This is a genomic window from Acidovorax sp. 93 (assembly GCF_003633835.1).
GTDB lineage: Bacteria > Pseudomonadota > Gammaproteobacteria > Burkholderiales > Burkholderiaceae_C > Acidovorax > Acidovorax facilis.
This window is the reverse complement of record NZ_RBIT01000001.1, coordinates 4,180,361-4,203,684: the sequence shown is the minus strand read 5'-3', so window position 1 is coordinate 4,203,684 and position 23,324 is coordinate 4,180,361. Positions and strand designations below refer to the sequence as shown.

The window sequence follows — 23,324 nt, the reverse complement described above, 5'->3', positions numbered from 1 at the left end:
TTGCACACCGGTCATTTGCAAGCAGTGGCCTGTGTGAGGTCAAATCCAGCCCAACCCCCTTGTTTGGTGAATCGAACGGAGAATCCTGGCCATGCGCGTGCTTCCCCTCTCCCCGTCCAATGCCTCTTTCCCCGTCGGTTTCGTCCCGTTGGACGGCACTCCGAAGGACTGCGAGGATTGCGGCAAGGCCGTGGGGCTGGGGTTTCAGTTTGACTACGCGTACCAGCCCATCGTGGACGTGGAGCGCCGTGTGGTTTTTGCGCACGAAGCACTGGTGAGGGGGCCGGGTGGCGAGGGCGCGATGACCGTGCTGGCGCAGGTCAACGACCACAACCGCTACCGCTTTGACCAGGCCTGTCGGGTCAAAGCCATCAAGGGCGCAGCAGAGCTGGGGATGGCGCAGCCGGTGTCGATCAACTTTCTGCCCAATGCGATCTACAAACCCGAGGTGTGCATCCGCACGACCCTGGAGGCTGCCAGGGCAAACGGTTTTCCGCTCTCTCAGATCATCTTTGAGGTGACCGAGGGCGAGCGCATTGAAGACGGCCCCTGGTTTGCCCAGATCCTGCGCGAGTACAAGCGCTGCGGTTTCCAGACCGCCATTGACGACTTCGGTGCAGGCTATGCGGGCATGAAGCTGCTGTCGGATTTTCAGCCCGACATCATCAAGATCGACATGGACCTTATCCGTAACGTGGATGCCAACCGCGCCCGCCAGGCCATCGTGCGCAGTCTGGTGCGGCTGTGCGAGGAAATGGACATCAAGGTCGTGGCCGAAGGCATCGAGACACCGGCCGAGCGTGACTTTCTGTTCGACGTGGGGATACACCTGATGCAGGGCTATCTGTTTGCCAAGCCGGCTTTTCGTTCGGTGGCCACGGTGGACGCTTCGGCGTACGGCAGCGCATCGCGCTGAACGCCCTCAGGCGGTTCACGCCGTCACCACGCGGTTTCGCCCGGATTTCTTGGCGGCGTACAGCGCTGCGTCCGCCCGTGCAAAGAGGCTGCACGCGCTCTCTGCATCCCGCAAGCTGGCCGCACCAATGCTGATGGTGGTGGGCTGGCTCAGCCAGCCCGCCTGGGCCACCGCTACACGCATGCGCTGGGCAACTTCGTGGGCGCCCTGTGCATCGGTGTGGGGCAGGATCACGGCAAACTCCTCGCCGCCCACCCGGGCCACGATGTCGATGATCCTGACGCAGCCGCTGAGCACCTGCGCGATGGACCGCAGCACCTTGTCGCCAGCCTCGTGGCCGAAGTTGTCGTTGATCTGCTTGAAATGGTCCACGTCCAGCATGAGCAGGCTCAGGGGCGACTGCGTGCGCTCCACCACGGCCAGTTCCAGCTCCAGGCTGTCGTCAAATGCGCGCCGGTTGCGCAGGCCGGTGAGCGGGTCGGTCCGGGCCAGCTCGTTGAGCGCCAGGTTCAGTGCGTTCACCTTCTGGATTTGTTCGACCAGCTGCTGGTTGAGCACCTCGGCGTCGCGCAATGCCCGGCGCAGCCGGATCTCGCGCATTGTGGAGTGGGCCAGTTCGACCAAAATTTCGATGTCCTTTTCCGTCCACTGCTTGGCCTTGAAATCCACTGCACAAAAGCTGCCCAGAACCTCGCCCGCTTCGGTTTTCAGGGGGATGCCTGCGTAGGCGCGCACCCCGAGCGACGCCACGGTGGGCACGTCGCGGAACACGGGCAACTGCGTGGCATCTTCCAGCACCAGGGGCCCGTCAAACACCATGGAGTAGTGGCAGAACGTCCGCCCGGTGAGCTGTCGCAGTGTGCTCAACGGCTCGCCCATGCCAAATGTGCTTTTGTAGAAGTCGCGGTGCGCGTCGAGCAACGAGATGAAGGTGACTGGAGCGCCAGTGATCGTGGAGGCCAGCCGGGTCAATCGGTCAAAGCTCTCTTCGGCGATGCTGTCGAGCAAGCCGGTTTCGCGCACCGCAGCCAACCGCAGCGTGTCGGTGAGCGCCGCCTGTATCTGGGCGTCGTCGGCAGGCAGGGGAGGCGGCAATTCCGTCATGGGTGTCGTACCGAGTACCGAGTTGAGCTACCGAAAGTTACACGATCCCCTCTGGCTGCGGTGCTCTTGCGCGCAAAGACCCTCCACCCATGCCCCATCCTGGGTATTCGAAGTCCGTTTGAAGTCCCTCCGGGCGGATTCGGCGATGGGTTTTGAGGGGTTTTTTCCGATCGGGCCACCGGGCAAGGCCAGCGCTGACACACTCGGCGTTTTGGAGACACACATGTTGATACAACTGATCTACGCGAGCCGGTCTTCGCGTGTGCTGGGGCCTGCAGACGTCAAGGACATTTTGGGGGCCTCGCAGCGCAACAACACCCGCGCCGGGATCACGGGCGCCCTGTGCCTGAACAACGGCATCTTTCTGCAACTGCTCGAAGGTGACCGGGCTGCCGTCAACGCGCTGTACCACCGCTTGCTGAAAGACGGCCGCCACCGCGACACGGCGGTCCTGGACATGAGCGAAATTCCTTGCCGGCGCTTCACCGGCTGGTCGATGGGGCTGATTGCGTCACTCGAATCCAATCGCCAGCTGTTCCTGAAATACTCGGGGACTGCAGATTTCGATCCCTACAGCATGTCTGCAGTCACCTTGCGCAGTTTCTTCGACGAGATTCTGCAGAACGTACGCTGGCTGGAATGACCTGGCGACCCACGGCCCGCAACAGGCCGTGTAGGGCGGGGCGATTGCCGGGGCTCAGTGCCTGCCACTGCGCTCCAGTATGTCTGCGTGGCGTGACCGGGTGATCGGATAGGCCACCAGCAGCGGAATGGCCAGCACCAGGCACACCGCCGGCAGGATGCCCGTCATCAGCGTGATGCCCTGCAGCGCCGTGGCGGACTGCGCCACGTTGGGCACATAGCCCGTCACGTCCAGCATGCCAGCCACCAGCACGGTGGCCAGCGTGCGTGCCAGCTTGTCCATCAGGCCGTACAGGCCGTAGTACATGCCGGTCTTGCGTTCGCCCGTTTGCATGTGGCCGTGATCGATGGTGTCGGGCACCATGGCAAAAGGCACGATCCAGTGGGCTCCCATGCCGATACCGACCACCACCAAAATGGCGGTGACCAGGCGCTGGTCACCCGGGCCCACCCAGTACAGCGCCACCAGCCCGGCCGCGCAGAACACCAGGCCCAGGATGTAGGCCAGGTTCTTTTCCCAGCGGTCCACCACGCGCTTCCACATGAACAACGAGAGGCCCACCACGCCCAGCAGGGTGCCCATGAAGCGCGGCAGGTCGCCCTTGTCGCCCTGCAGCTGGTAGATCACGAAATACGCGAGCGAGGCCTGCACGAGCGTGAGGCCCAGGCGCACCAGCGTTGCAGCGCCCATCAGCATCAGGAAGGGGCGGTTGTGCAGCGTGGTCCGCAAGGTCTCGCGCACCGACTCCCACATTGCGGGGGTATCGGCATCCACAGGCCGCACCGCCTGTTCCGCCACACTTTCTGCCGGTTCGCGCACGCGCCAGGCCACCACGGCGACGGCTACGCCCGCGACCAGCCCGAAACACGAGCCCGCCAGCGCATAGCCCGTGCGGGCGTCCGGGGCTGCGCGCACCAGCACGGGCATGAAAACGCTGCCCGCAAAAAAGCCCAGCAGGGCGCCCATCGATGCATAGGCCGTGAGGCTGGTGCGCTCGTCGTAGTCGCGGGTCATGTTGGCAGCCATGGCCTGGTAGGGCAGCTGCACCAGGGTCATGAGCGTGTCGAACACGGTGTAGGTCAGGGCGATCCACAGGAACGCGGCCCACGGGCTGAGGCCCGGGGGCACCATCCACACCGCTGCTGCAGCGATGGCGAGCGGAGCCGCGCCATAGATCAGATAGACCCGGTGGCGGCCAAGGCGCGAGCGGGTGCGGTCGGTCATCCAGCCAAACAGCGGGTCGTTGATGGTGTCCCATACCTTGCCCACCAGCAGCGCCGCGCCAGCCACGGCAGGCGCCACCAGGGCCACGTCGGTGTAGAAGATCATGAGCATGAAGTTCATGGCGGCAATCTGCATCTGCAGGCCGACATTGCCGGTGGCATAGCCCAGCTTGGTGCCCAGCGAGAGCCGGGTGGCTGGGGCCGTCATGGATGCGCGGCCGAAAGAGACGCCGTCGGGCTCGCGGTGGTGGGGGCAGGGGCCATGCGGGGCGGGGCGGCCTCCAGCATCAGGCGCACCTCGCGGCGCAGCATCTTGTTGAGGAAGCTGCGCGGGATCTCTTCGACGATGCGTACATCGTCCGGCTGGTGGTCGGCGGGCAGCTTGTGCGCCAGATACTGGGCTATGTCGTGCTCCAGCGCTTGCCAGTCATGCCCGGTGCGCCAGCTCTGGCGCAGGCTCAGCACCAGCACAGCACGGGCACCGTGCTGCACCAGGCAGGCCTCCTTGACGGCGGGGTGGGTGTGCGCCACCTCTTCCACCTCGCGGGGGTTGAGCCACTGCCCGTGGCGCAATACGCGGTCGGCGCTGCGGCCCAGCACATGCAGGTAGCCAGCCGCGTCGAAATAGCCCACATCGCCCATCACCACCCAGCCGTCGCGCAGCGTCTCCTGGGTTTTTTCGGGGTCGAGCCAATAGCCGTCAAAACGCACCGGCGTCAACACGGTGATGAGGCCCATCTGGCCCAACGGCAGGGGCGCAAACTGTTCGTCGCGGATGACCACCTGCACCCCGGGCATCACCCGGCCCACGGTGGAGAGGATGTCATTGCCCAGTGGCTGGCCCTGCGCGTCCACATGCTGGTGAGGCAGCAGCCAGGTGATGGGCGGCAGCGCCTCCAGGCAGCCGTAACCTTGCTGGAAGATCGGCCCGAAACGGCGGATGGCCTCGGCAATCTTGGGCGCCGGCATCATCTCGGAGCCATAGGGCACATGCGTAAGGGACGAGAGGTCGTACTGGCCCAGCGTGGGCTCGTCGAGCAGGTCGATGATGGCCGAGGGCGACAGAAAGGCGCGCGAGACGCGGTGCTTCTGGATCAACGCGGCCAGCGTGGCGGCGCTGAAGTCTTCGGGCATCACGAGCGTGGCGCCCGCCAGCAGGGTGGGCAGCACCAGGCCCGAGCCAGGGCCGGTGAGGGGCAGGCCCAGCATGTTCACATCCTGGCGGCTGGCGGGGGGGCGGAAATCTATGGACTTGGAGATCAGCCGCACGCTGTCGAGGTACTTGCGGTTGCTGTAGCCGATGGACTTGGGCAGCCCCGTGGTGCCCGAGGTCATGTGCAGCGCAAAGATATCGTCTTCGTGCAGCGCGGCCGTGCCGGGGGCAGGCGCATGCTGCGCCAGTGCCTGCTCGTAGTCATCGCCCAGCGCCAGCAGGTGTATCCCTGGCAGTTGTTCGCGCACGGCCTGGAGGATGGGCGCGCTCAGCAGCGGGTCGTGGATGAGCACCGCCGGCCGGACGCGGACCATGGTGGCCAGCGCCGCATCGGCCGGCAGGTGTTTGTGAAAGCTCGCGAAGATGGTGCCGTTCTCGAACGTGGCGAGCCGGGCTTCGTACTGTTCACCGGTCTCGGGCAGCAGGGTGAACACAACGTCGCCCTTCTTCACGCCCTGCGCCTGCATCCAGGCCTGCAGCCGCTGCACGCGCTCTTGCAGCTGTGCGTAGGTGAGGGTGCCACGCCGGTCGATGAGCGCGGGTTTGTGGGCATGGCGTCGGTACGCCAGGCGCGCCACCGACCGCGCCGTGCGCAGGCGGCTGAGCAGAAAGCGCACCACCAGGCTGCGCAGGGATGGAAAGGCCACGGAAGTCTCCGACAGAAGGCATGGCCAGCCAGTCTTTCATGTGCGCAGGTTGCAAGCCGCCACAATTTGTATGTACACGTATCTTGTTGTTGCTGGCGCGGCTGTGCGGTCGGTTTGGACCAGCCAACGGCACACGGCATCCCGGCACCGTCGCTGCGGCGCCACAGCGAATGTGTGCCAACACGGAGAAAAGCAAAAAACCGCCAGGACCGGATCGCGGCGCTGGCGGTTTTGAAAGGGACTTGCCGCCTGGATGGGCGTGGCCTTTGCGGGGCGCGCAGCCCTCACACCAGTGCACCCGTGGAACTGGCTCCGCCAGGCCACCGGGTGCGTCCCCCTCGGGGGAAGCGGCGCAGCCGCTCAGGGGGGCTTACGGATACAGGCCGCGCATTTCGCGCGCATGGAGAATGCGCTGGCAGGCCACGATGAAAGTGGCGGTGCGCAGGCTCACCTTGTGCTCTTGCGCCACTTGCCAGATGCCCGCAAAGGCCTCCTGCATGATGCGCACCAGGCGGGCGTTGATCTCGTCCTCGCTCCAGAAGAAACTGGAAAAATCCTGCACCCATTCAAAGTAGCTCACCGTCACACCGCCCGCGTTGGCGATCACGTCGGGCAGCACCAGCACGCCCTTGTCGTGCAGGATGTCATCGGCCTCGGTGGTCGTGGGGCCGTTGGCGCCTTCAATCACGAGCTTGGCCTTGATCTGGCCTGCGTTGTCCTTGGTGATCTGGCCTTCCAGCGCGGCAGGAATCAGGATCTCGCAATCCACGCCCCAGAACTCCTCGGCCTTCATCACATCGGCGCCGGCAAAGCCGCCCACGCCGCCACGGGTCTTCACATGCGCCAGCAGCGCGGGCACATCGAGGCCCTTGCTGTTGAAGATGGTGCCGGTGTGATCTTGCACAGCCACCACCTTGGCGCCTGCTTCGGCGAACAGCTTGGCCGCAATGCCGCCCACGTTGCCAAAGCCTTGGACTGCGATGCGGGCACCTTCCAGCGCCAGGCCGGTCAGCTTGGCGGCTTCCACGCCCACGGTGTACACGCCGCGGCCGGTGGCCTCGACGCGGCCCAGCGAGCCGCCCAGGTCCACGGGCTTGCCGGTCACCACGCCGGTGGCGGTGGCGCCGGTGTTCATCGAATACGTGTCCATCATCCAGGCCATGATCTGGCCGTTGGTGTTCACATCAGGCGCAGGGATGTCCTTGGACGGGCCGATCAGCAGGCCGATCTCGCTGGTGTAGCGGCGCGTCAGGCGCTCCAGCTCACCCATCGAGAGCTTCTTGGGGTCCACGCGGATACCGCCCTTGGCGCCGCCGTAGGGCACGTTCACCGCAGCGTTCTTCACCGACATCCAGGCCGACAGGGCCATCACTTCTGACAGCGTCACGTCCTGGTGAAAACGCACGCCGCCCTTGCCGGGGCCCCGGCTCAGGTTGTGCTGCACGCGGTAGCCTTCGTAGTGGGCGATGGTGCCGTTGTCCAGCTCGATCGGCACGTCCACGATCAGGATGCGCTTGGGACGCTTGAGGGTTTCCACCCAACGCGCCAGGCTGCCCAGGTAGGGGGTGACGCGGTCTACCTGCTGCAGGTAGTTGCCCCAGGGGCCGAGGTGGTCGGCCTGCAGGTACGAGGGCAGGGGGTGGGATTGTGCGGCAGGGGCGCCGACGGGTTGCGACATGGTGAATTCCTTGTGGGATCAGTTCAGGCTGCGAAGCTTATGCCTGCCGCTGCACGCTGTCTAAGGCCGTAGTGTTTTGGTGTTATGCAATCAATGCATAACCACGGGAAAACACCGCCCAATGCGGCACTGCAGCAAAAATGTGGCCAGTGAAAACGCCGAGAAGGCAGCGTGCTGCAGTGCCGCACGAGCGGTCATTTCACCGTGAAGCCGGCCAGCGCGGGGTCGCCAGCCGGGTAGCGGAGGTCCAGCTTCTGCAGCACCTCGCGCAGCACCGTGGCGATCATCAGGTTGCGGTGCGTCTTGGAGTTGGCGGGCACGATGGTCCAGGGCGCCCAGGGCGTGTGGGTGGCAGCCAGCAGGGTGCCATAGGTATCTTGGTACTGCGCCCACTGCTTGCGCACTTCAATGTCGCCCAGGCTGAACTTCCAGTGTTTGGCCGGGTCGTCCAGGCGCTCTTGCAGCCGCTCGCGCTGCTCGTCAAACCCGATGTGCAGCAGAAACTTGAGCACGATGGTGCCCGTCTCGCTGAGCATGCGTTCAAAGTCGTTGATGTGCGCCAGACGCTGCTGGTGCTGCTCAGGCGTGATCCAGCCGTTGACCACGGGCACCAGCACGTCCTCGTAGTGGCTGCGGTTGAACACGGTGATGTCGCCCGCCTGCGGCACCTGCTGGTGGATGCGCCAGAGGTAGTCGTGTGCGCGCTCGGTTTCGGTGGGGGCCTTCCAGCCCACGGCGTGTACGCCCAGGGCGCTCATGCGGCCAAACACGCCACGGATGGTGCCGTCCTTGCCCGAGGTGTCGGTACCTTGCAGCACCACGAGCAGCTTGTAGCGCTTGTCGGCGTAGAACAGGTTCTGCAGCCCGTCCAGTTCCACCGCCAGGTCTTCGACGGCTGCCTTGTCCTGGGCCTTGTCGCCCAGCGAGAAGGGTTTGGCGCCGGGATCGAAGTCTTCCAGCGACACGGTGTGCCGGGGGGGCTCGCGGCGCCGTTCGTCGGTCGCAGGCTCTGCAGGCGCAGGCTGCCAGGGCAGCAGGCGCTGCATCAAAGAGGACTTGCTCGGATCAAGCGGAAAAGGCATGGAGACTCCAGGCAGGGCAGCGGCAGTGGCGCTATTGGAACACTGCGGGGCCCTCAAAGATACCCGCTGTGCGCAGGTGCCTGCTGCCACTGGTCGTGCAGCCCGTCCACCCGCACGATGGCCAGGCGCGCAAGGTCTTCGTCGGTCAGGCCATTGATACAGCCCACGTTCACGCCGTACATCTCGCCCATCGGTGTGTCGGTGCCGTGGCCGAACACGCGCACGCCGCAGTGGCGGCAGAAGTAGTGGTGGTTCTTGTGGGTGCCGAAGGTGTATCGCGTGAGGTCGCCTTCGCCCCGGGTGATGCGAAAGCCCCCGGGCAGTGCCACGGCAGGCCAGAAGCGCGTGCGGCGGCAGATGCTGCAGTTGCAGCGGTAGGTGGGCTGGGCCAAGTCCAGCGTGGCCTCGACTTCGACGGCGCCGCAGTGGCAGGTAGCGGTGTAGGTGGAAGCAGGCATGGGTGTTCGTCCTGTCGTGGTGCTGAGGGTTGATGCAGAGGGAGCGGGTGCATGATCGCAAACTTTGCGCTCGGCGGCATCCTCCTTGTGAACGATCCCGTGCGCTGGCTGCACCCCCCCTGCGCCTTCACCCGTGCGCCATGCGGTAGGCCAGCGGCGTCTGCCCCGTGGCCTGCTGAAAAGCGCGGTGCAGGCCCGCCTCGCTGGCAAACCCCAGGTCCTCGGCAATGCGCTTGAGCGGCAGGGGTGTGTCGCACAGGGCCTCGCTCACCTGCCGCAGCTTGATGCGCCGCATCCAGTGCGCGGCAGAAAGACCCGTGTGCGCCTGCACCCGCCGCGCCAGCGTGCGGGGCGACAGGCCCAGCGCCTCGGCCAGCGCGGGCAGGCGCAGTGCGGTGGCGGGGCAACGCTGCACCCACAGCATCGCGCGCCGCATTTCGGCGTCGGCCATTGCCATGAGGTCGTGCCCGGCGAACGCCGGGTGGGTGGTGCGCGGGCGGGGCAGCATCAGCAGCGACTGCAGATCTGCCAGGGCTTCAGCGTCCAGCCGCGTTGCCAGCGCGTGCAGCATCAGCGGCAGGTAGCCGTTGGCGCCTGCCGCGGTGGTGATGGGGCCGTCTTCCACCAAAGGTTCGTCAAAGCGCCAGTGCACCGCGCCAAACTGCTGTTGCAGCGGGGCCCGCAGCCACCAGGTGGCCGTGGCGCCGCGCCCGCGCATCCGGCCGCTGGCCGCAGCCAGCGCTACGCCCGCGCAATAGCTCCACACCTGGGTGCGGCGGGGCAGGGCGCGCAGTGCCGCGATGGCGGGCGCGATGTGCTGTTGCTGCTGCGCCGCCTGCAGTCCGTCGGGCGAAGACAGCCACAGGCCTGGCACCAGCACCGCGTCCACCTCGGCCTGCGCCAGACTGACGCTGGGCGTGAGGGCGGGGCCTTGCCAGGTGGGCACGGGCTGCAGGTCTGCACCGGCCCAGCAGGTGGTGATCACCGGCCGCTGCGCGCGCAGGTTGGCGGCGCGGGCCAGGTCGGCGGTGGCAAAGAGGCCTGCGGGCATGCAACCGGGGTACAGCAACAGTGCCAGGCGCAAGGGTGGTGCAGGTGGTGCGGTGGTGCGGCGCATGGTGGCGGGGTGGTTTGGCTAGAAATGGAAAGAAATTGTCAAACCAGGCCATTCTCGCCGCGCGTTCGATTCCCAACAATCCACTGCATACCCACTGGCTTCGGAGCCCACACCATGCAGATCACCCAATTGCGCAACGCCACCGTGCTTCTTGAATTCCAATCCCAGGGCCGCCCCGTGGGCCTGCTGGTGGACCCCATGCTCGCCCCCCGGGGCAGCCTGCCCGCGCTGCGCTATCTGGGCACGGGGCGCCAGCGCAATCCCATTGTGGAGCTGCCCGAGGGCACCGATGCGCTGCTGGAGCGTGTGACCCACGCCCTCATCACGCACTGCCAGCGCGGCCATTTCGACCATCTGGACCGCGCTGGCAAGCGCTTTCTGCGCGAGCGGCAGATTCCGGTGATCTGCATGCCACGCGATGCCGACTACCTGGCGCAGCGCGGCCTGCTGGTGTGGCCGCTGGCGGGGCCAGCGCGCCAGCCGTGGGCGCTGGGCGGCCATGTCACGCCGATCCCGTGTGTGCACGGTACCGGCTGGGTGGGCCGCTTCATGGAGCACGGCCACGGCTACCTGCTGGAGCTGCCGGGCGAGCCCAGCGTCTACCTGGCGGGCGACACCATGCTCACGCCCACGGTGCGCGACTGCCTGGCGCGCCTTCAGCCCGAGGTGTCGGTGTTGCCTGCGGGCGGGGCCCGGTTCGATGTGGGGGCAGAAATCCTCATGGACGCCGCCGACATGGCCGAAGCCGCGCAGCTGGCCCACGGCACGCTGGTGGTGAACCACCTGCAGGCGCTGGACCATTGCCCTACCACGCGCGCAGCGGTGCGCCAATTGGCGGTAGACGGTGGCTGGGCAGACCGCCTCTGGGTGCCGGAGGATGGTGAAAGCAGAGGTTTTCCTTGTCGTGTAGCAGTTGATTGCTATTAAATGTATAGCTATCAGCGCCTGATAAATAAGCGCTAGAGCCCTGTTTGGCTCAAAAAACCACCTGCACCCCCGCCACCACCTGGCGCCCCAGGCCCGGGATCACGGTGAGTGCACCCCACGAGGCTGTGTAGTACGCCTTGTCGAACAGGTTGTGCACATCCAGCGTCAGGCGCGTACGCTTGTCCACCTGCCAGTAGCCGGTGATGCGCGCCGTGGTGTAGGCGGGCAGGCGGTAGGTGTCGGTGGCGGTGCCCGTGCGCTCGCCCACATGCACCAGGCCGCCGCCGATGCCGTAGCGGCCGCCCCAGGGCGCCTGGTCTTCGCGGATGGCAAACAGCCCGGCGCTCACGCGCGGCACATTCAGCAGGCGCTTGCCCAGCAAGGCGGGGTTGTTGTCGCGGGTCACCTCGGTGTCGGTGTATGCCATGTTGGCCGTCATGCGCCAGTGGGTGTCTATCTGCCCGGCCACATCCAGCTCCAGGCCCCGGCTTTGCACCTCGCCCGCCGCAATGCTGAAGTTGGCGTTGGTGGGGCTGCGCGTGAGCACGTTGGTCTTGCGGATATCGAACAGCGCCACGCTCGCGTTCAGGCGCTGGTCGGCCGACTGCCACTTGGCGCCCAGCTCCAGCGCCTGGCCCTTTTGCGGGTCGAACGCCTTGCCGCTTTCATCGGTGCCTGCGTTGGGACGGAACGAGCGCCCGGCCGATGCGTAGACCGAGGTGTTGGGGTTGATCAGGTAGGTCAGCCCGATGCGCGGCGTGGTGGCCGAATGCGCCTGCTCCTGGCGGGCGGCGGCCAAGCGGTTTTCGCTGTCCTGGTGAAAGCGGTCAAAGCGCACGCCGGCCAGCAGTTTCCACTTTGCGCTCAGATCGATCTGGTCCTGCACAAATACGCCCGTGGCGCGGGTGCGGTCCACCAGGTCGAAGCTTGGGGTCAGGTTGCCCACGGGCTGGTCGTACACGGGGTTGTAGATGTCGATGGCGAACGGCTGGCTGGTCAGGCTGGAGTAGCGGATGTCCTGCGCCGCGGTCAGGCGCCAGGTTTCCACGCCGGCCAGCACGGTGTGGACGAGGCCCCCGGTGCGCAGCTTGCCTTCGACCTCGGCCTGCAGCGATGCATCGCGTGCGGGCAGGCTGCGCCAGCTGTCGCGGCGCGTCAGGGTACGGCCGTCGGCGGCCAGGGTGCCGGTCAGGTCCACGGCGGCGCCATACAGGTCCGTCTCGCGGTACGACGCACCCACGCGGGTTCGCCAGCCCTGGCCCAGGTCGTTTCCAGCGTCACCTGGTGTGTGTCGCCGTTGACATGCAGGTTCTCGCGGCTGGGGTCGCCCAGGTAGCGGTCGGACGGCAGCGCGCCCACGTTGCCCCGCACCTGCACGATGCCCCGGTCCAGCGGGGTGCGGATGCGGATGAACTCCGCCTCGTAGTTCAACACGGTGTTGGCGCCCAGGTTCCAGGTGAGGGACGGGGCCACCACCATCTTGCGGTTGTCCACCAGCGCGGTACGGCTCGCGCCGTCCTCGGCCGCCACGTTCAGGCGGTAGGCAACGTCCGTGCCCAGCGGGCCGGTGGTGTCTAGCGTGGCACGGCGGTAGCCATGCCCGCCCACCTGCACATCCGCCTTGTGCGCGGGAGTGAACTGCGGCTTTTTGGTGACGATGTTGAGCGTGCCGCCCGGCTCGCTGCTGCCATACAACGCGGCCGCCGGGCCTTTGAGAAATTCAATGCGCTCGACCGAGCTCACGTCGCGCTGTGGGCCATAGCCCCGGTTCGAGGCAAAGCCGTTGAGCAGCTGGCCGCCGTCTGTGTTGCTGAAGCCACGGATCGCATAGTTGTCCCAGGTGCCGCCAAAGTCGTTCAGGCGGGTGATGCCGCTCACATAGTCCACGGTGTCGGCCAGGCGCGTGGCGCCCAGGTCTTCCATCAGCTGCTGGGGCACCACGCGCACGGACTGCGGGGTTTCGATCAGCGGCGTGTCGGTGCGTGTGGCTGCGGTGTTGCGCTGCGCGCCCTGGTAGCCGGTGGTGGCGCTGCTGTCACGCACCTGCACTTCCGACAGCGCGGGGCTGGTGGGGACGGTGTCGGTCGGTAGAGCCGATGAAACAGGGGGTGCCGTCTGGGCCATGGCGGCGCTGGCTGTAAAGGCGAACAGCGCCAGGGTGGCGCGGGCCGTAGCAGTCGGCCGGGCGGGCCGGGGAATCGAGGGATGCATGGTGCAGATCGGTAGAGAGAAAACGGCGGGGCTAGCTCCCGCGCGCCGTGCAAACCGCCGCACGGGAGAGACGTCGCGTTGAACGGGGCACGGGCGGGTGCAAATGAAAGGCCGCCATTATCCATGCAAATGCAAACAATTCGCATTTGCTTTTGCGGCAACGCTCCATTGCCTTCTGGGTGCGCATGGGGGCGGGCAGCGCCTGCCTTGCAGGAGCGCTCAGCGGGGTGCTGCCTTGGCCGCCGTGGCCATCAGCGCCACAAACCGCGCCGCGCCCAGGCCCAGCGGCCGCTCCTTCGACCACACCACATCCACCCACAGTGCGGTGCCGTTGCTCAGGTTCTCAAACGGCATCTCCACCAGCCGCCCCGCCTCGATGCGCGGCTGCACCAGCGCCCGGGGCTGCCAGCCCCAGCCCAGGCCTGCTTCGATCATGCCCAGCGCGGCCAGGTGGTTGTCGGTGCGCCAGTGGTGACGGGCAAATACAAAACGTGGGTCGGTTTGCCCCAGGTCACGGCTGGCCACCACGATCTGGCGCGTGGTGGTCAGGTGTTCTTCGCGCAGCATGGCGCGCTCGGGCGGCTCGCCCCGGGCCAGGGCCGAGGCGCGCGCGCCCTGCAATACCGCATGGTCCGGCGCCATCACCGCCACCAGGGTTTCGGTGCCCACCTCCTGAAAACCCTCGCGCCCGTCGATGCTGGGCCGCTCGAACACCAGCGCCAGCTGTGCGCGGCCGCTGTGCAGCAGGGCCAGCGCATCCACCTGCGGGGCGGTCAGCACCTCCACCTGCAGCAGCGGGTATTCCGACGCCAGCGTGGCCAGGGGGCCTGTCCAGCGGGCGGCCAGCAGCTCGGGCGCGATGGCCAGCGTCAGCCGCTCTTCCAGCCCCTGCGTCAGCGCCAGCGCCTGGGCGTTGAGCTGCTGCAGCTGCCCGGTGAGCAACCGGGCCTGCGGTTCCAGCGCGCGTGCGGCGGCGGTGGGCCGGGGCTCGCGGCCGCTGCGGTCAAACAGCTGCACATCCAGCTCGGCTTCCAGGTGGGCAATGGTCATGCTCACGGCCGACGGCACCCGCGACAGCGCCCGCGCCGCCGCCGAAAATGAGCCGTGGTCCAGCGCTGCCAGGAACACCTGCACGCTGTCTGAAGAGAAGGCCATGGGTGTGATCTATCAAATAAATTGAAATAAGCTGACTTTATATATCAGCTGCAGGCACATAAAGTCGCCCCCATGGACAAGCAACCCACCCTTTTCGGCCTGCAGGGCCTCAAGCGTCGACTGATCTATGTGAGCCTGTACGAGCTGATCGCCATCGCGGCGGCCACGGCCGGGCTGGCCTTGCTCTCGGGCCAGGGTGCGGGCCATTCGAGCGTGGTGGCCGTGGCAGCCTCGGTGATTGCCATCGTCTGGAACATCGTCTTCAACTGGGCGTTTGAGCGCTGGGAAGCTCGCCAGCCCGTGCGCGGTCGCAGCGTTGCGCGGCGCGTGGCGCATGCCATCGGTTTTGAAGGCGGGCTGGTCTTCACCCTCGTGCCGCTGTTTGCCTGGTGGTTTGACATCACCCTGTGGCACGCGTTTGTGATGGACCTGGGGCTGATCGTGTTCTTCCTTTGCTACACCTTTGTTTTCAACTGGGTGTTCGACCACCTGTTCGGCCTGCCGGCGTCGGCCATGGAGCCGGTGTCTGTTTGAGGTTGCAAGATGTTTTGCTATTGAGTTAATAGCTATACATTACCGTCAGACAAGCGCTAGATGCCAATTTGACCCATAAACCACCTGATGTGGCACTGGCTCAGGAATATCGGACGAATCGTTCGCCCTGAGCCCGTCGAAGGGCCCTGGCTTTGGCAGGCTCAGCTCGCAGGGAGGGGGCAGGTGTGGCCCATCCGGAAAATCCGAACTCAGGCCTGCAGTAGCTGCCCCGCAATGGCCGCAGCGGCTGTGCGTGTCTCCACCCCCAGCTTTTCAAAAATGTGCTCCAGGTGTTTGTTCACCGTGCGCGGGCTCATGCCCAGGATGTCGGCGATGTCGCGGTTGGTCTTGCCCTTGCTCAGCCACGACAGCACCTCGGTCTCGCGCGGCGTAAGGGCCACCTGCTGCAGGTGGCGCGGGGCGGTGGCCTCGGGAGTGGTGCGGCTGAGCAGCAGCATCGACTCCGCCAGGCCGCTCGCGCCCAGGTGGCGGGCCAGCAACTGGCGGCCGTCGGCCAGCGCCAGGGTCTGGTCGCCGGTGGCTTGCGCGCGCACCAGCCAGGCAGCGGCGGCATCTGCGGGGGCGGGGTCGGCGGCAAAGGCCGCTTCCAGCCAGCGCAATGCCTGCGGGGAGCGCCAGGCCACGCGGCCCTGGCCGTCCAGCACCACCACGCCCAGCCCGGCCACGTCGACCGCCTCGCGCGCCAGCCGCGTGGCCTGGGCGTTGCGCACATGGGTGGCGAGCCGGGCCAGCACCTCGGGGATGCGCAGGGGCTTGACCACATAGTCCACCCCGCCACTGGCAAAGCCCCGCAGGATCTGCTCGGTGTCCGACAAGCCCGTCATGAACACCACCGGCACGTGCGACCAGGGCGGCGTGGCTTTCAACCGGCGGCACAGCGCAAAGCCGTCCATGCCGGGCATCACGGCGTCCAGCAGCACGCCGTCGGGCACGGTCAGGTCAAAGCGCTGCAGGGCTTCTTCGGCGTCGCGCGCGGCCAGCACGGCGTAGCCCTCGGCGGCCAGGGCGTCGCACAGCATGCGCAGGGTGTCGAGCGCGTCGTCCACCACCAAGATCACGCGCTGGCTGACCTGCTGGCCTGGATGGGATTCGTCGTTCATAGGGTTCCCTCTTCGGGCTCGCGCAGGTGGTGGGCCAGGGTCTCAAAGTCGAAGCGGTCGGCACTGGCCTGCAGCAGCGCCAGCGTGGCGGCATGGCCGGGCAGGTCGCCGCGTGCGCGCCGCAGCCGCTCGCGCAGTGCGGCCGCCTGGCCGGAGCGCGCCAGCCGGGTCAGGTCTTCGCGCAGTTCGTCGGGCAACGTGGCCGGGGTGTCGTTCGGGTTGGCGGGGCCCGCGGCGGGCTCGGGGCTGGGCGCAAGCGGCGTGTTGTCGCGCACCCATTCGAGCTGCAGCGCTTGCTCCAGCGCCTGCAGCAGTTCGGATTCGATCACCGGCTTGCCCACAAAAGCTTGGCACTGCTGCGCCGCCAATCGTGAGGCCTCGTGCTCGAACAGATTGGCCGATACGAACACGATGGGCAGCTCCGACGCAGGCCGCAACTCGCGCAGCAGGGCGGCGGTCTGCCAGCCGTCCAGGTCATCCATGGTGATATCGAGCAGCACCAGGTCGGGCGGTGTCTGGCGCACGATCTCGATGCATTCGCGCCCGCTGGCGGCCTCGCGCACCTCAAAACCCAGGGGCACCAGCAGGCCGGCAAGCAGCTGGCGCTGCAGGGGCTGGTCGTCCACCACCAGCAGCGTGCGCCGGGGCGCCAGGTACCCGATGACGGGGCGCAGCGTGGCGCGGCTGGGCGTGGTCCAGGCCGGGTCTACCGCAATGCTGGGCAGGTACAGCCGCACGGTAAAAGTGCTGCCCTGGCCGGGGGTGCTGGTTAGCGTGAGCTGGCCACCCATCAGTTCGGCAAGCAGGTGCGTGATGGTCAGGCCCAGGCCCGTGCCCGCCTCGCTGGCGCGGCGCCCGGCGCTGCCGCGCTCAAACGGCACAAAGATGCGCTCCAGGTCTTGCGGTTCGATGCCGATGCCGGTGTCGATCACCTCGATGCGCGAGACATGCTGGCGAAAGTCCATGCGCAGCCGCACCTCGCCGCGCTCGGTAAACCGCACCGCGTTGGACAGCAGGTTGATCAGAATCTGCCGCAACCGCTTGGCGTCGGCCCGTATCCACCCGGGCATGGTGCCCAGCGTCTCCACCACAAAGTGCAGGCCCTTGGCCTCGGCCTGCGGGCGCAGCATGGCTTCGATGTTCTCGATCAGCTCGGGTAGTGGCAGGGAGGCCATGTCCAGCCGCAGGCGCCCCGCCTCGATGCGCGCCAGCTCCAGCGATCCATCGATAAGCGCATGCATGTGCTGGCCGCTGTGCTGCATGGTGGACAACGTCTCGCGCATCCAGCCCTCGGTATGCGGGTTCTTGAGCAGGATCTGTGTGTAGCCCAGGATGCTGTTGAGCGGCGAACGCAGCTCGTGCGTCATGCCTGCCACGTAGCGCGTCTTGGCCTGGTTGGCGGACTCGGCCTGGTCCTTGGCCGCCTGCAGTTCGGCGTCGGTGCGCTTGTGGGCTTCGATCTCCTGCAGCAGCAACTGGGTCTGCCGCTCCGACTCGTCCTGCGCCATTCGGCGGCTGTCGGTGCTCAGCACCACCCACCACGCGCACACGGCGGCCAGCAGCGCCAGCAGCGCAAACACCTTGAGAAACGGCATCTGCAGCATTTGCCCGGGCACCGGGGTCTGCAGGCTTTCCTGCACATACACCACGCCCACCAGAAACGCCATCACCGCGCACAGCGACATCATCACCATCAGGTACTGCCCCAGGCGAAAGTTCACCTTGATCGCCCAGCGCTGAGGCAGCAAGGCTTCCACCACGTTGCGCAGCTGGTCGGCCGCGCGCGAGCCGGTCTTGCAGCGGTCGTGGCAGCGCGATTCGAGCGAGCAGCACAGCGAGCAGATGGGCGCGGCATAGGCCGGACAGCGCGCCATGTCTTCGGACTCGAACTGGTTCTCGCACACGGCGCAGCGCACGATCTCGCCGGGCCGCCACTCGTTGCCGGGAGCGCGCGCCAGGTAGTAGCGGCCCTGCGTCAGCCAGGCCAGCAGCGGCGCCAGCGCCATCGACAGCACCAGCGCAATGAAGGGCGAAAACGCGGCCGCCTCTTCGCCCAGCAGCCCTGCATAGGCACAGCAGGCCACCGTGGCCGCCAGCACCATGGCGCCCAGGCCCACGGGGTTGAAGTCATACAGGTGCGCGCGCCGAAACTCGATGCCTTTGGGCGACAGGCCCAGTGGCTTGTTGATGACCAGGTCTGCCACCAGCGCACCCACCCAGGCAATGGCCACGTTGCTGTACACGGCCAGCACTTTCTCCAGCGCGCCAAACACCCCCAGCGTCATCAGCAAGGTGGCGATCAGCACGTTGAACACCAGCCACACCACGCGCCCCGGGTGGCTGCGGGTCACGCGCGCAAAAAAATTGGACCACGCCAGCGAGCCCGCGTAGGCGTTGGTGAGGTTGATCTTGATCTGCGACACCACCACAAACACCACCGTCACGGCCACCGCCAGGCCCGGCAGCCCCAGCGCCTGCATGACCTGGTGAAAGCCTGCGAGGAACATCTGCGTGGGCTCGGCCGCGCGCTGGGCGCCCACCTCGAACTGCAGCGCGGCAAACGCCAGAAAGGCCCCACCCGCCATCTTGAGCATGCCCATCACCACCCAGCCCGGCCCCGCCACCAGCACCCCGCCCCACCAGCGCAGGCGGTTGGCGGCAGTGCGCTCGGGCAGAAAGCGCAAAAAGTCCACTTGCTCGCCAATCTGCACCACCAGTGAAAAGATCACCGCCGCGGCTGCACCAAACATAAGCGGGTCAAACTGGCTGCTGCCGCTCTTGAGGCCCGACAGTCCCGCAAAGTCGCGGTACAGCTGCGGCTGGGCCAGCGCAATCCACACAAAGGGCAGCAGCAGCAAGAACAGCCACAGCGGCTGCGTCCAGGCCTGCAGGCGCGAGATCAGCGTGATGCCACGCATGGCCAGCGGCAGGATCACCAGCGACGACGCGATGTAGCACCACTCCAGTGGCCAGTCCACCACCATCTGCAGCGCCAGCGCCATGATGGCCGCCTCCAGCGCAAAGAAGATGAACGTGAACACTGCATAGATCAGCGACGTGATGGTGGAGCCCAGGTAGCCAAAGCCCGCCCCGCGCGTGAGCAGGTCCATGTCGAGGCCGTAGCGGGCCGCGTAGTAGGCGATGGGCAGGCCCGTCAGAAAGATCAGCAACCCCACGGTGAGGATGGCCCACATCGCATTGCTGAAACCGTAGTTCAGCGCAATCGCGCCACCAATGGCCTCCAGCGCCAGGAACGACAGAGAGCCAAACGCCGTGTTGGCCACGCGGAATTCGCTCCAGCGCCGAAAGCTCTTGGGCGTGTAGCGCAGCGCGTAGTCCTCCATGGTCTCGTCGGCCACCCAGGCGTTGTACTCGCGCCGGAAACGAAAAATCGTTTGTGGTGCGCTCTGGGCATCGGGTGCTTGTGGTGAGGCCATGCCCAGCACAAAGCAAGAAGCGTTCTAGGCGCGCACCGCGTTGGGGCGTTGCACGGGCACGCATTGCCATGGGCAGGTCCATGTGCAGGTGTATTTGCAGTGCATGCACCGGGGTGCGTACGCAGCCCTACGTTAATTGACGTATGGGCGCATTCAAGGGTTGTCCCTAACCTTCATTCCACAGCGCACACAACCCGCTTTGGTCCCGTCCCTTCATTCACACCGATCCTGCAAGGAGCGTCTTCATGAGCCACCCCTCCGACCCCCGCTTTAGTGACTCCGCCCAGGCCGAACCCGGCCGCCGTCGCATCCTGCAGGCGCTGGGCGCCGCATCCGTGGCGGGCCTGCCTGCCTGGTCGTTTGGCCAGCCCACGGCGCAGGTCAACACCACCAAGCTGGCCATCACCGACACCGAAGTCACCGTGGGCCAGCTGCACTCGGCCACCGGCACCATGGCGATTTCAGAAACGGGCTCCATCCAGGCCGAGCAACTGGCCATTGACCAGATCAATGCCATGGGCGGTGTGCTGGGCCGCAAGATCAAGGTCATCAAGGAAGACGGCGCCTCCGACTGGCCCACGTTTGCCGAAAAGTCCAAGAAGCTGCTCATCAACGACCGCTGCGCCGCCGTGTTTGGCTGCTGGACCAGCGCCTCGCGCAAGGCCGTGCTGCCGGTGTTCGAGAAAGAAAACGGCCTGCTCTACTACCCCACCTTCTACGAAGGCCTGGAGCAATCCAAGAACGTGATCTACACGGGCCAGGAAGCCACCCAGCAGATTCTGTACAGCCTGGAATGGGCCAAGACCGAGAAGAAGGCCAAGACCTTCTTCCTCATCGGCTCCGACTACATCTGGCCCCGCACCTCGATGAAGATTGCGCGCAAGCACATCGAGAACTTCCAGAAGGGCAAGGTCGTGGGCGAGGAGTACTACCCGCTGGGCAGCACCAACTTCGGCTCGCTGATGAACAAGATCAAGGTGCAAAAGCCCGACTGCCTGTTTGTGGCGGTGGTGGGCGGCTCCAACGTAGCGTTCTACAAGGCGCTCAAGGCCGCGGGCATCACGGGCGACAAGCAACTGCTGGTCACGCTGTCGGTCACCGAAGACGAAATGACCGGCGTGGGCGGCGAGAACTTCAACGGTTTCTACTCGTCGATGAAGTACTTCCAGTCGCTCGATAACGAGAACAACAAGAAGTTTGTGGCGGCCTTCAAGGCCAAGTACGGCAAGGACGCCGTGATTGGCGACGTGACGCAGGCGGGCTACCTGGGCCCCTGGCTGTGGAAGGCGGCGGTCGAAAAAGCCAAGAGCTTTGATGTGGACAAGGTGGTGGCCGCGTCCCCCGGCATCGAGCTGACCACCGCGCCCGAGGGCTATGTGAAGGTGGACGCCAACCACCACCTGTGGAGCAAGTCGCGCATCGCCATGGGCATGCCGGATGCTTCGTTCAAGGTGGTGTCCGAGTCGCCTGCGCTGATCAAGCCGGATCCATTTCCCAAAGGGTATCAGTAGGAAGTCACCCCCTGAGCGGCTGCGCCGCTTCCCCCTCTCTCGCTGCGCGGGAGGGGGACGACACCCTCGGTGCGGGGCGGCCCTTCCTCGGTGTCCCTCGCAAGAGGCCGCCCCATGGCACCGCTGTTCGTTTTCCAACGCTGCCCACGCAGGAGCTGCAACATGACCTTTTCCGAAATGATGAACATCGGCCTGATGCAGGGCTTTGCGGGCCTGAGTCTGTTTGCCGTGCTGCTGCTCATGGGGCTGGGCCTGGCCATCATCTTTGGGCAGATGGGCGTGATCAACATGGCCCATGGCGAGTTCATGACCATTGGCGCCTATACGATCTACCTGGGCTCCACCCTCGCGGCCAACCATGCGCCGCAAATGATTCCGTATTACTTTCCGCTGGCCATCGTGGCGGCGTTTGGGTTTGCGTTTGTAGCGGGCTGGCTGGTGGAATGGGGGCTGATCCGCCACCTGTACAAGCGCCCGCTGGACACCCTGCTGGCCACCTGGGGCATCAGCCTGGCCCTGCAGCAATGCTTTCGCACCTTCATCGGCCCCAAGGAGGTCAGTCCCACTTTGCCCGACTGGCTGCTGGGCTCGTGGGCGCCTGCTGAGGGGTTGGACATCCCGATCAATGGCCTGTTTGTGCTGGCGCTGACGGCGGTGGTCACGGGGGGCGTGCTGCTGGCCCTGCACAGAAGCCGCTGGGGCCTGCGGGTGCGGGCCACGGTGAGCAACCGCGTCATGGCCAACGCCATTGGCATCGACACCCAGAAGACCGACCGCCTGACCTTCGCCATCGGTTGCGGCATTGCCGGCGTGGCGGGCGCGGCGTTTACCACCATCGGCTCCACCGGCCCCACATCGGGCTCGCTCTACATCGTGGACGCCTTCCTGGTGGTCACCTTTGGCGGCGCGGCCAGCCTTCTGGGCACCGTGGTGTCTGCCTTCGGCATTGCGCAGACGCAGTCCATCACCGAGTTCTTCATGGCGGGCTCCATGGCCAAGATGATCACGCTGTCGCTGATCGTGCTGATCCTGATGGTGCGGCCACAGGGCTTGTTCGCCTCCAAAGTTCGCCGATGAAATTCGCCCAACTGTCCATTTCCTTCGAGCCCACCGGAGTCTCCGCATGAACGCCCTCAAAGCCTGGATCCTGCGCTACCAGCTCGCCAGCCTGGTACTGCTCACCGTGCTGCTGGCTGTGGTGCTGCCGCTGGCACTCGACATCTTTCGGCTGAACTTGGTCGGCAAGTACCTCACCTATGCGTTCGTCGCTATCGGCCTCGTGATGGTGTGGGGCTACGGCGGCGTGCTCAGCCTGGGGCAGGGCGTGTTTTTTGGCCTGGGGGGCTATGCCATGGCCATGTTCCTCAAGCTCGAAGCGTCAGACCCCATCAGCACCAAGATCCAGTCCACGCCCGGCATCCCCGACTTCATGGACTGGAACCAGATCACCGAGCTGCCCAGCTTCTGGATTCCGTTCAAGAGCCTGCCGTTTGCGCTGGCGGCCGTGATCGTCGTGCCCACGCTGCTGGCCTGGATCATCAGCTTTGCGATGTTCAAGCGCCGTGTGGGCGGTGTGTACTTTGCCATCATCACGCAGGCCGTGGCACTGATTCTGACGGTGCTCATCATCGGCCAGCAGGGCTACACCGGTGGCGTGAACGGCATGACGGATCTGAAGACCCTGTGGGGCTGGGACACGCGCACCGACAGCGCCAAATACATCCTGTACTACGTGTGCGTGGCGCTGCTCATAGGCTCCATCATCCTGTGCCGCTGGATACAGACCGGCAAGGTGGGCACGCTGCTGCTGGCCATGCGCGACAAGGAAGACCGCGTGCGCTTTTCGGGGTACGACGTAGCCAATTTCAAGGTCTTCACCTTCTGCCTGGCCGCCGCGCTGTCGGGCATCGGAGGCGCCATGTTCTCGCTGCAGGTGGGCTTCATGTCGCCCAGCTTCGTAGGCATCGTGCCGTCCATCGAGATGGTGATCTACGCCGCCGTGGGCGGGCGCATGAGCCTGGTGGGTGCCGTGTATGGCACCTTGCTGGTGAACGCGGGCAAGACGTATTTCTCGGAGAGCTTTCCCGAGCTGTGGCTGTTCCTCATGGCCGGGCTTTTCATCGGCGTGACCATGGCTTTCCCCATGGGCCTGGCGGGCCTGTGGGAGAGCCATGTGGTGCCCTGGTGGAAGAGCCGCCGCGAAGCGCTGCGCCGCCAGGCATCGGAGCAAGGCCGACCATCCGCGGCGCGCCCGCCTATGGATGCAAGCACCGCTGCGGCAGCGTCGCCAGCACCCGCCGCCACGCTGCCTGATGGCGTGAGCCGCCAGGGCGTCTGAAACCACCGG

General features: G+C 66.0%; 17 protein-coding genes and 1 pseudogene. 7 read left to right on the top strand and 11 right to left on the bottom strand.

Annotation, left to right across the window (positions count from 1 at the left end; translation table 11 throughout):
* Window positions 1-91: 91 nt before the first annotated feature.
* Entirely contained in the window at window positions 92-916 is an 825-nt protein-coding gene (locus tag C8C93_RS19145; protein ID WP_121507931.1) for an EAL domain-containing protein, read from the top strand.
* 15 nt (window positions 917-931) lie between these two features.
* On the opposite strand, the gene C8C93_RS19140 is transcribed toward C8C93_RS19145, so the two are convergent.
* Window positions 932-2,020, bottom strand: a complete 1,089-nt coding sequence (locus C8C93_RS19140; RefSeq protein ID WP_121507930.1) for a sensor domain-containing diguanylate cyclase — start codon at window positions 2,018-2,020, stop codon at window positions 932-934.
* A 223-nt stretch (window positions 2,021-2,243) separates the two neighbouring features.
* Here C8C93_RS19140 and C8C93_RS19135 point away from each other — a divergent pair, with 223 nt between their 5' ends.
* Window positions 2,244-2,663, top strand: coding sequence for a BLUF domain-containing protein (locus tag C8C93_RS19135; RefSeq protein ID WP_055398776.1), 420 nt, complete (start codon window positions 2,244-2,246; stop codon window positions 2,661-2,663).
* Window positions 2,664-2,717: 54 nt separating this feature from the next.
* Here C8C93_RS19135 and C8C93_RS19130 read toward each other — a convergent pair whose 3' ends face one another.
* The 6 genes from C8C93_RS19130 to C8C93_RS19105 form a co-directional block, all read right to left on the bottom strand.
* Window positions 2,718-4,094 carry an MFS transporter gene (locus C8C93_RS19130; protein WP_121507929.1) on the bottom strand — a complete coding sequence of 459 codons (1,377 nt, stop codon included), beginning with the start codon at window positions 4,092-4,094 and terminating at the stop codon, window positions 2,718-2,720.
* Window positions 4,091-5,746, bottom strand: coding sequence for a class I adenylate-forming enzyme family protein (locus C8C93_RS19125; RefSeq protein ID WP_121507928.1), 1,656 nt, complete (start codon window positions 5,744-5,746; stop codon window positions 4,091-4,093). Before C8C93_RS19125 ends, C8C93_RS19130 begins: the two co-directional genes overlap by 4 nt.
* A gap of 370 nt (window positions 5,747-6,116) precedes the next feature.
* On the bottom strand, window positions 6,117-7,424 hold the full coding sequence (locus C8C93_RS19120; RefSeq protein ID WP_055398770.1) for a Glu/Leu/Phe/Val dehydrogenase: 1,308 nt from the start codon (window positions 7,422-7,424) through the stop codon (window positions 6,117-6,119).
* A 194-nt stretch (window positions 7,425-7,618) separates the two neighbouring features.
* Window positions 7,619-8,506 carry a PPK2 family polyphosphate kinase gene (locus tag C8C93_RS19115; RefSeq protein WP_121507927.1) on the bottom strand — a complete coding sequence of 296 codons (888 nt, stop codon included), beginning with the start codon at window positions 8,504-8,506 and terminating at the stop codon, window positions 7,619-7,621.
* Between the two features lie 53 nt (window positions 8,507-8,559).
* Window positions 8,560-8,964, bottom strand: a complete 405-nt coding sequence (locus tag C8C93_RS19110) for a GFA family protein (protein ID WP_121507926.1) — start codon at window positions 8,962-8,964, stop codon at window positions 8,560-8,562.
* Between the two features lie 127 nt (window positions 8,965-9,091).
* Window positions 9,092-10,081 carry a GlxA family transcriptional regulator gene (locus C8C93_RS19105; RefSeq protein WP_121507925.1) on the bottom strand — a complete coding sequence of 330 codons (990 nt, stop codon included), beginning with the start codon at window positions 10,079-10,081 and terminating at the stop codon, window positions 9,092-9,094.
* A 114-nt stretch (window positions 10,082-10,195) separates the two neighbouring features.
* Here C8C93_RS19105 and C8C93_RS19100 point away from each other — a divergent pair, with 114 nt between their 5' ends.
* Entirely contained in the window at window positions 10,196-11,008 is an 813-nt protein-coding gene (locus C8C93_RS19100) for an MBL fold metallo-hydrolase (protein ID WP_121507924.1), read from the top strand.
* Between the two features lie 49 nt (window positions 11,009-11,057).
* Here C8C93_RS19100 and C8C93_RS25680 read toward each other — a convergent pair.
* Both C8C93_RS25680 and C8C93_RS19090 read right to left on the bottom strand, forming a co-directional pair.
* Window positions 11,058-13,219 (bottom strand): annotated as a pseudogene (locus C8C93_RS25680) (TonB-dependent siderophore receptor).
* 219 nt (window positions 13,220-13,438) lie between these two features.
* Window positions 13,439-14,374 (bottom strand): LysR family transcriptional regulator, encoded by a 936-nt coding sequence (locus C8C93_RS19090; protein ID WP_121507923.1) that lies wholly within the window; start codon window positions 14,372-14,374, stop codon window positions 13,439-13,441.
* 72 nt (window positions 14,375-14,446) lie between these two features.
* On the opposite strand from C8C93_RS19090, the gene C8C93_RS19085 reads away from it, so the two are divergent.
* The gene (locus C8C93_RS19085; protein ID WP_199727052.1) at window positions 14,447-14,908 is read left to right on the top strand and encodes a PACE efflux transporter; all 462 of its coding nucleotides are present in this window, start codon (window positions 14,447-14,449) and stop codon (window positions 14,906-14,908) included.
* Window positions 14,909-15,117: 209 nt separating this feature from the next.
* On the opposite strand, the gene C8C93_RS19080 is transcribed toward C8C93_RS19085, so the two are convergent.
* Window positions 15,118-16,029 (bottom strand): response regulator, encoded by a 912-nt coding sequence (locus C8C93_RS19080; RefSeq protein ID WP_121507922.1) that lies wholly within the window; start codon window positions 16,027-16,029, stop codon window positions 15,118-15,120.
* Window positions 16,026-19,466 (bottom strand): ATP-binding protein, encoded by a 3,441-nt coding sequence (locus C8C93_RS19075; protein ID WP_121507921.1) that lies wholly within the window; start codon window positions 19,464-19,466, stop codon window positions 16,026-16,028. Before C8C93_RS19075 ends, C8C93_RS19080 begins: the two co-directional genes overlap by 4 nt.
* Window positions 19,467-19,711: 245 nt before the next feature.
* On the opposite strand from C8C93_RS19075, the gene urtA reads away from it, so the two are divergent.
* The 3 genes from urtA (at window position 19,712) to urtC (ending at window position 23,315) form a co-directional block, all read left to right on the top strand.
* Window positions 19,712-20,977 carry an urea ABC transporter substrate-binding protein gene (gene urtA, locus C8C93_RS19070; protein WP_121421885.1) on the top strand — a complete coding sequence of 422 codons (1,266 nt, stop codon included), beginning with the start codon at window positions 19,712-19,714 and terminating at the stop codon, window positions 20,975-20,977.
* A 162-nt stretch (window positions 20,978-21,139) separates the two neighbouring features.
* A complete protein-coding gene (gene urtB, locus C8C93_RS19065) occupies window positions 21,140-22,054 on the top strand; it encodes an urea ABC transporter permease subunit UrtB (RefSeq protein WP_121507920.1) in 915 nt (304 codons plus the stop codon).
* A 46-nt stretch (window positions 22,055-22,100) separates the two neighbouring features.
* Window positions 22,101-23,315, top strand: a complete 1,215-nt coding sequence (urtC, locus tag C8C93_RS19060; RefSeq protein WP_121507919.1) for an urea ABC transporter permease subunit UrtC — start codon at window positions 22,101-22,103, stop codon at window positions 23,313-23,315.
* Window positions 23,316-23,324 lie beyond the last annotated feature (9 nt).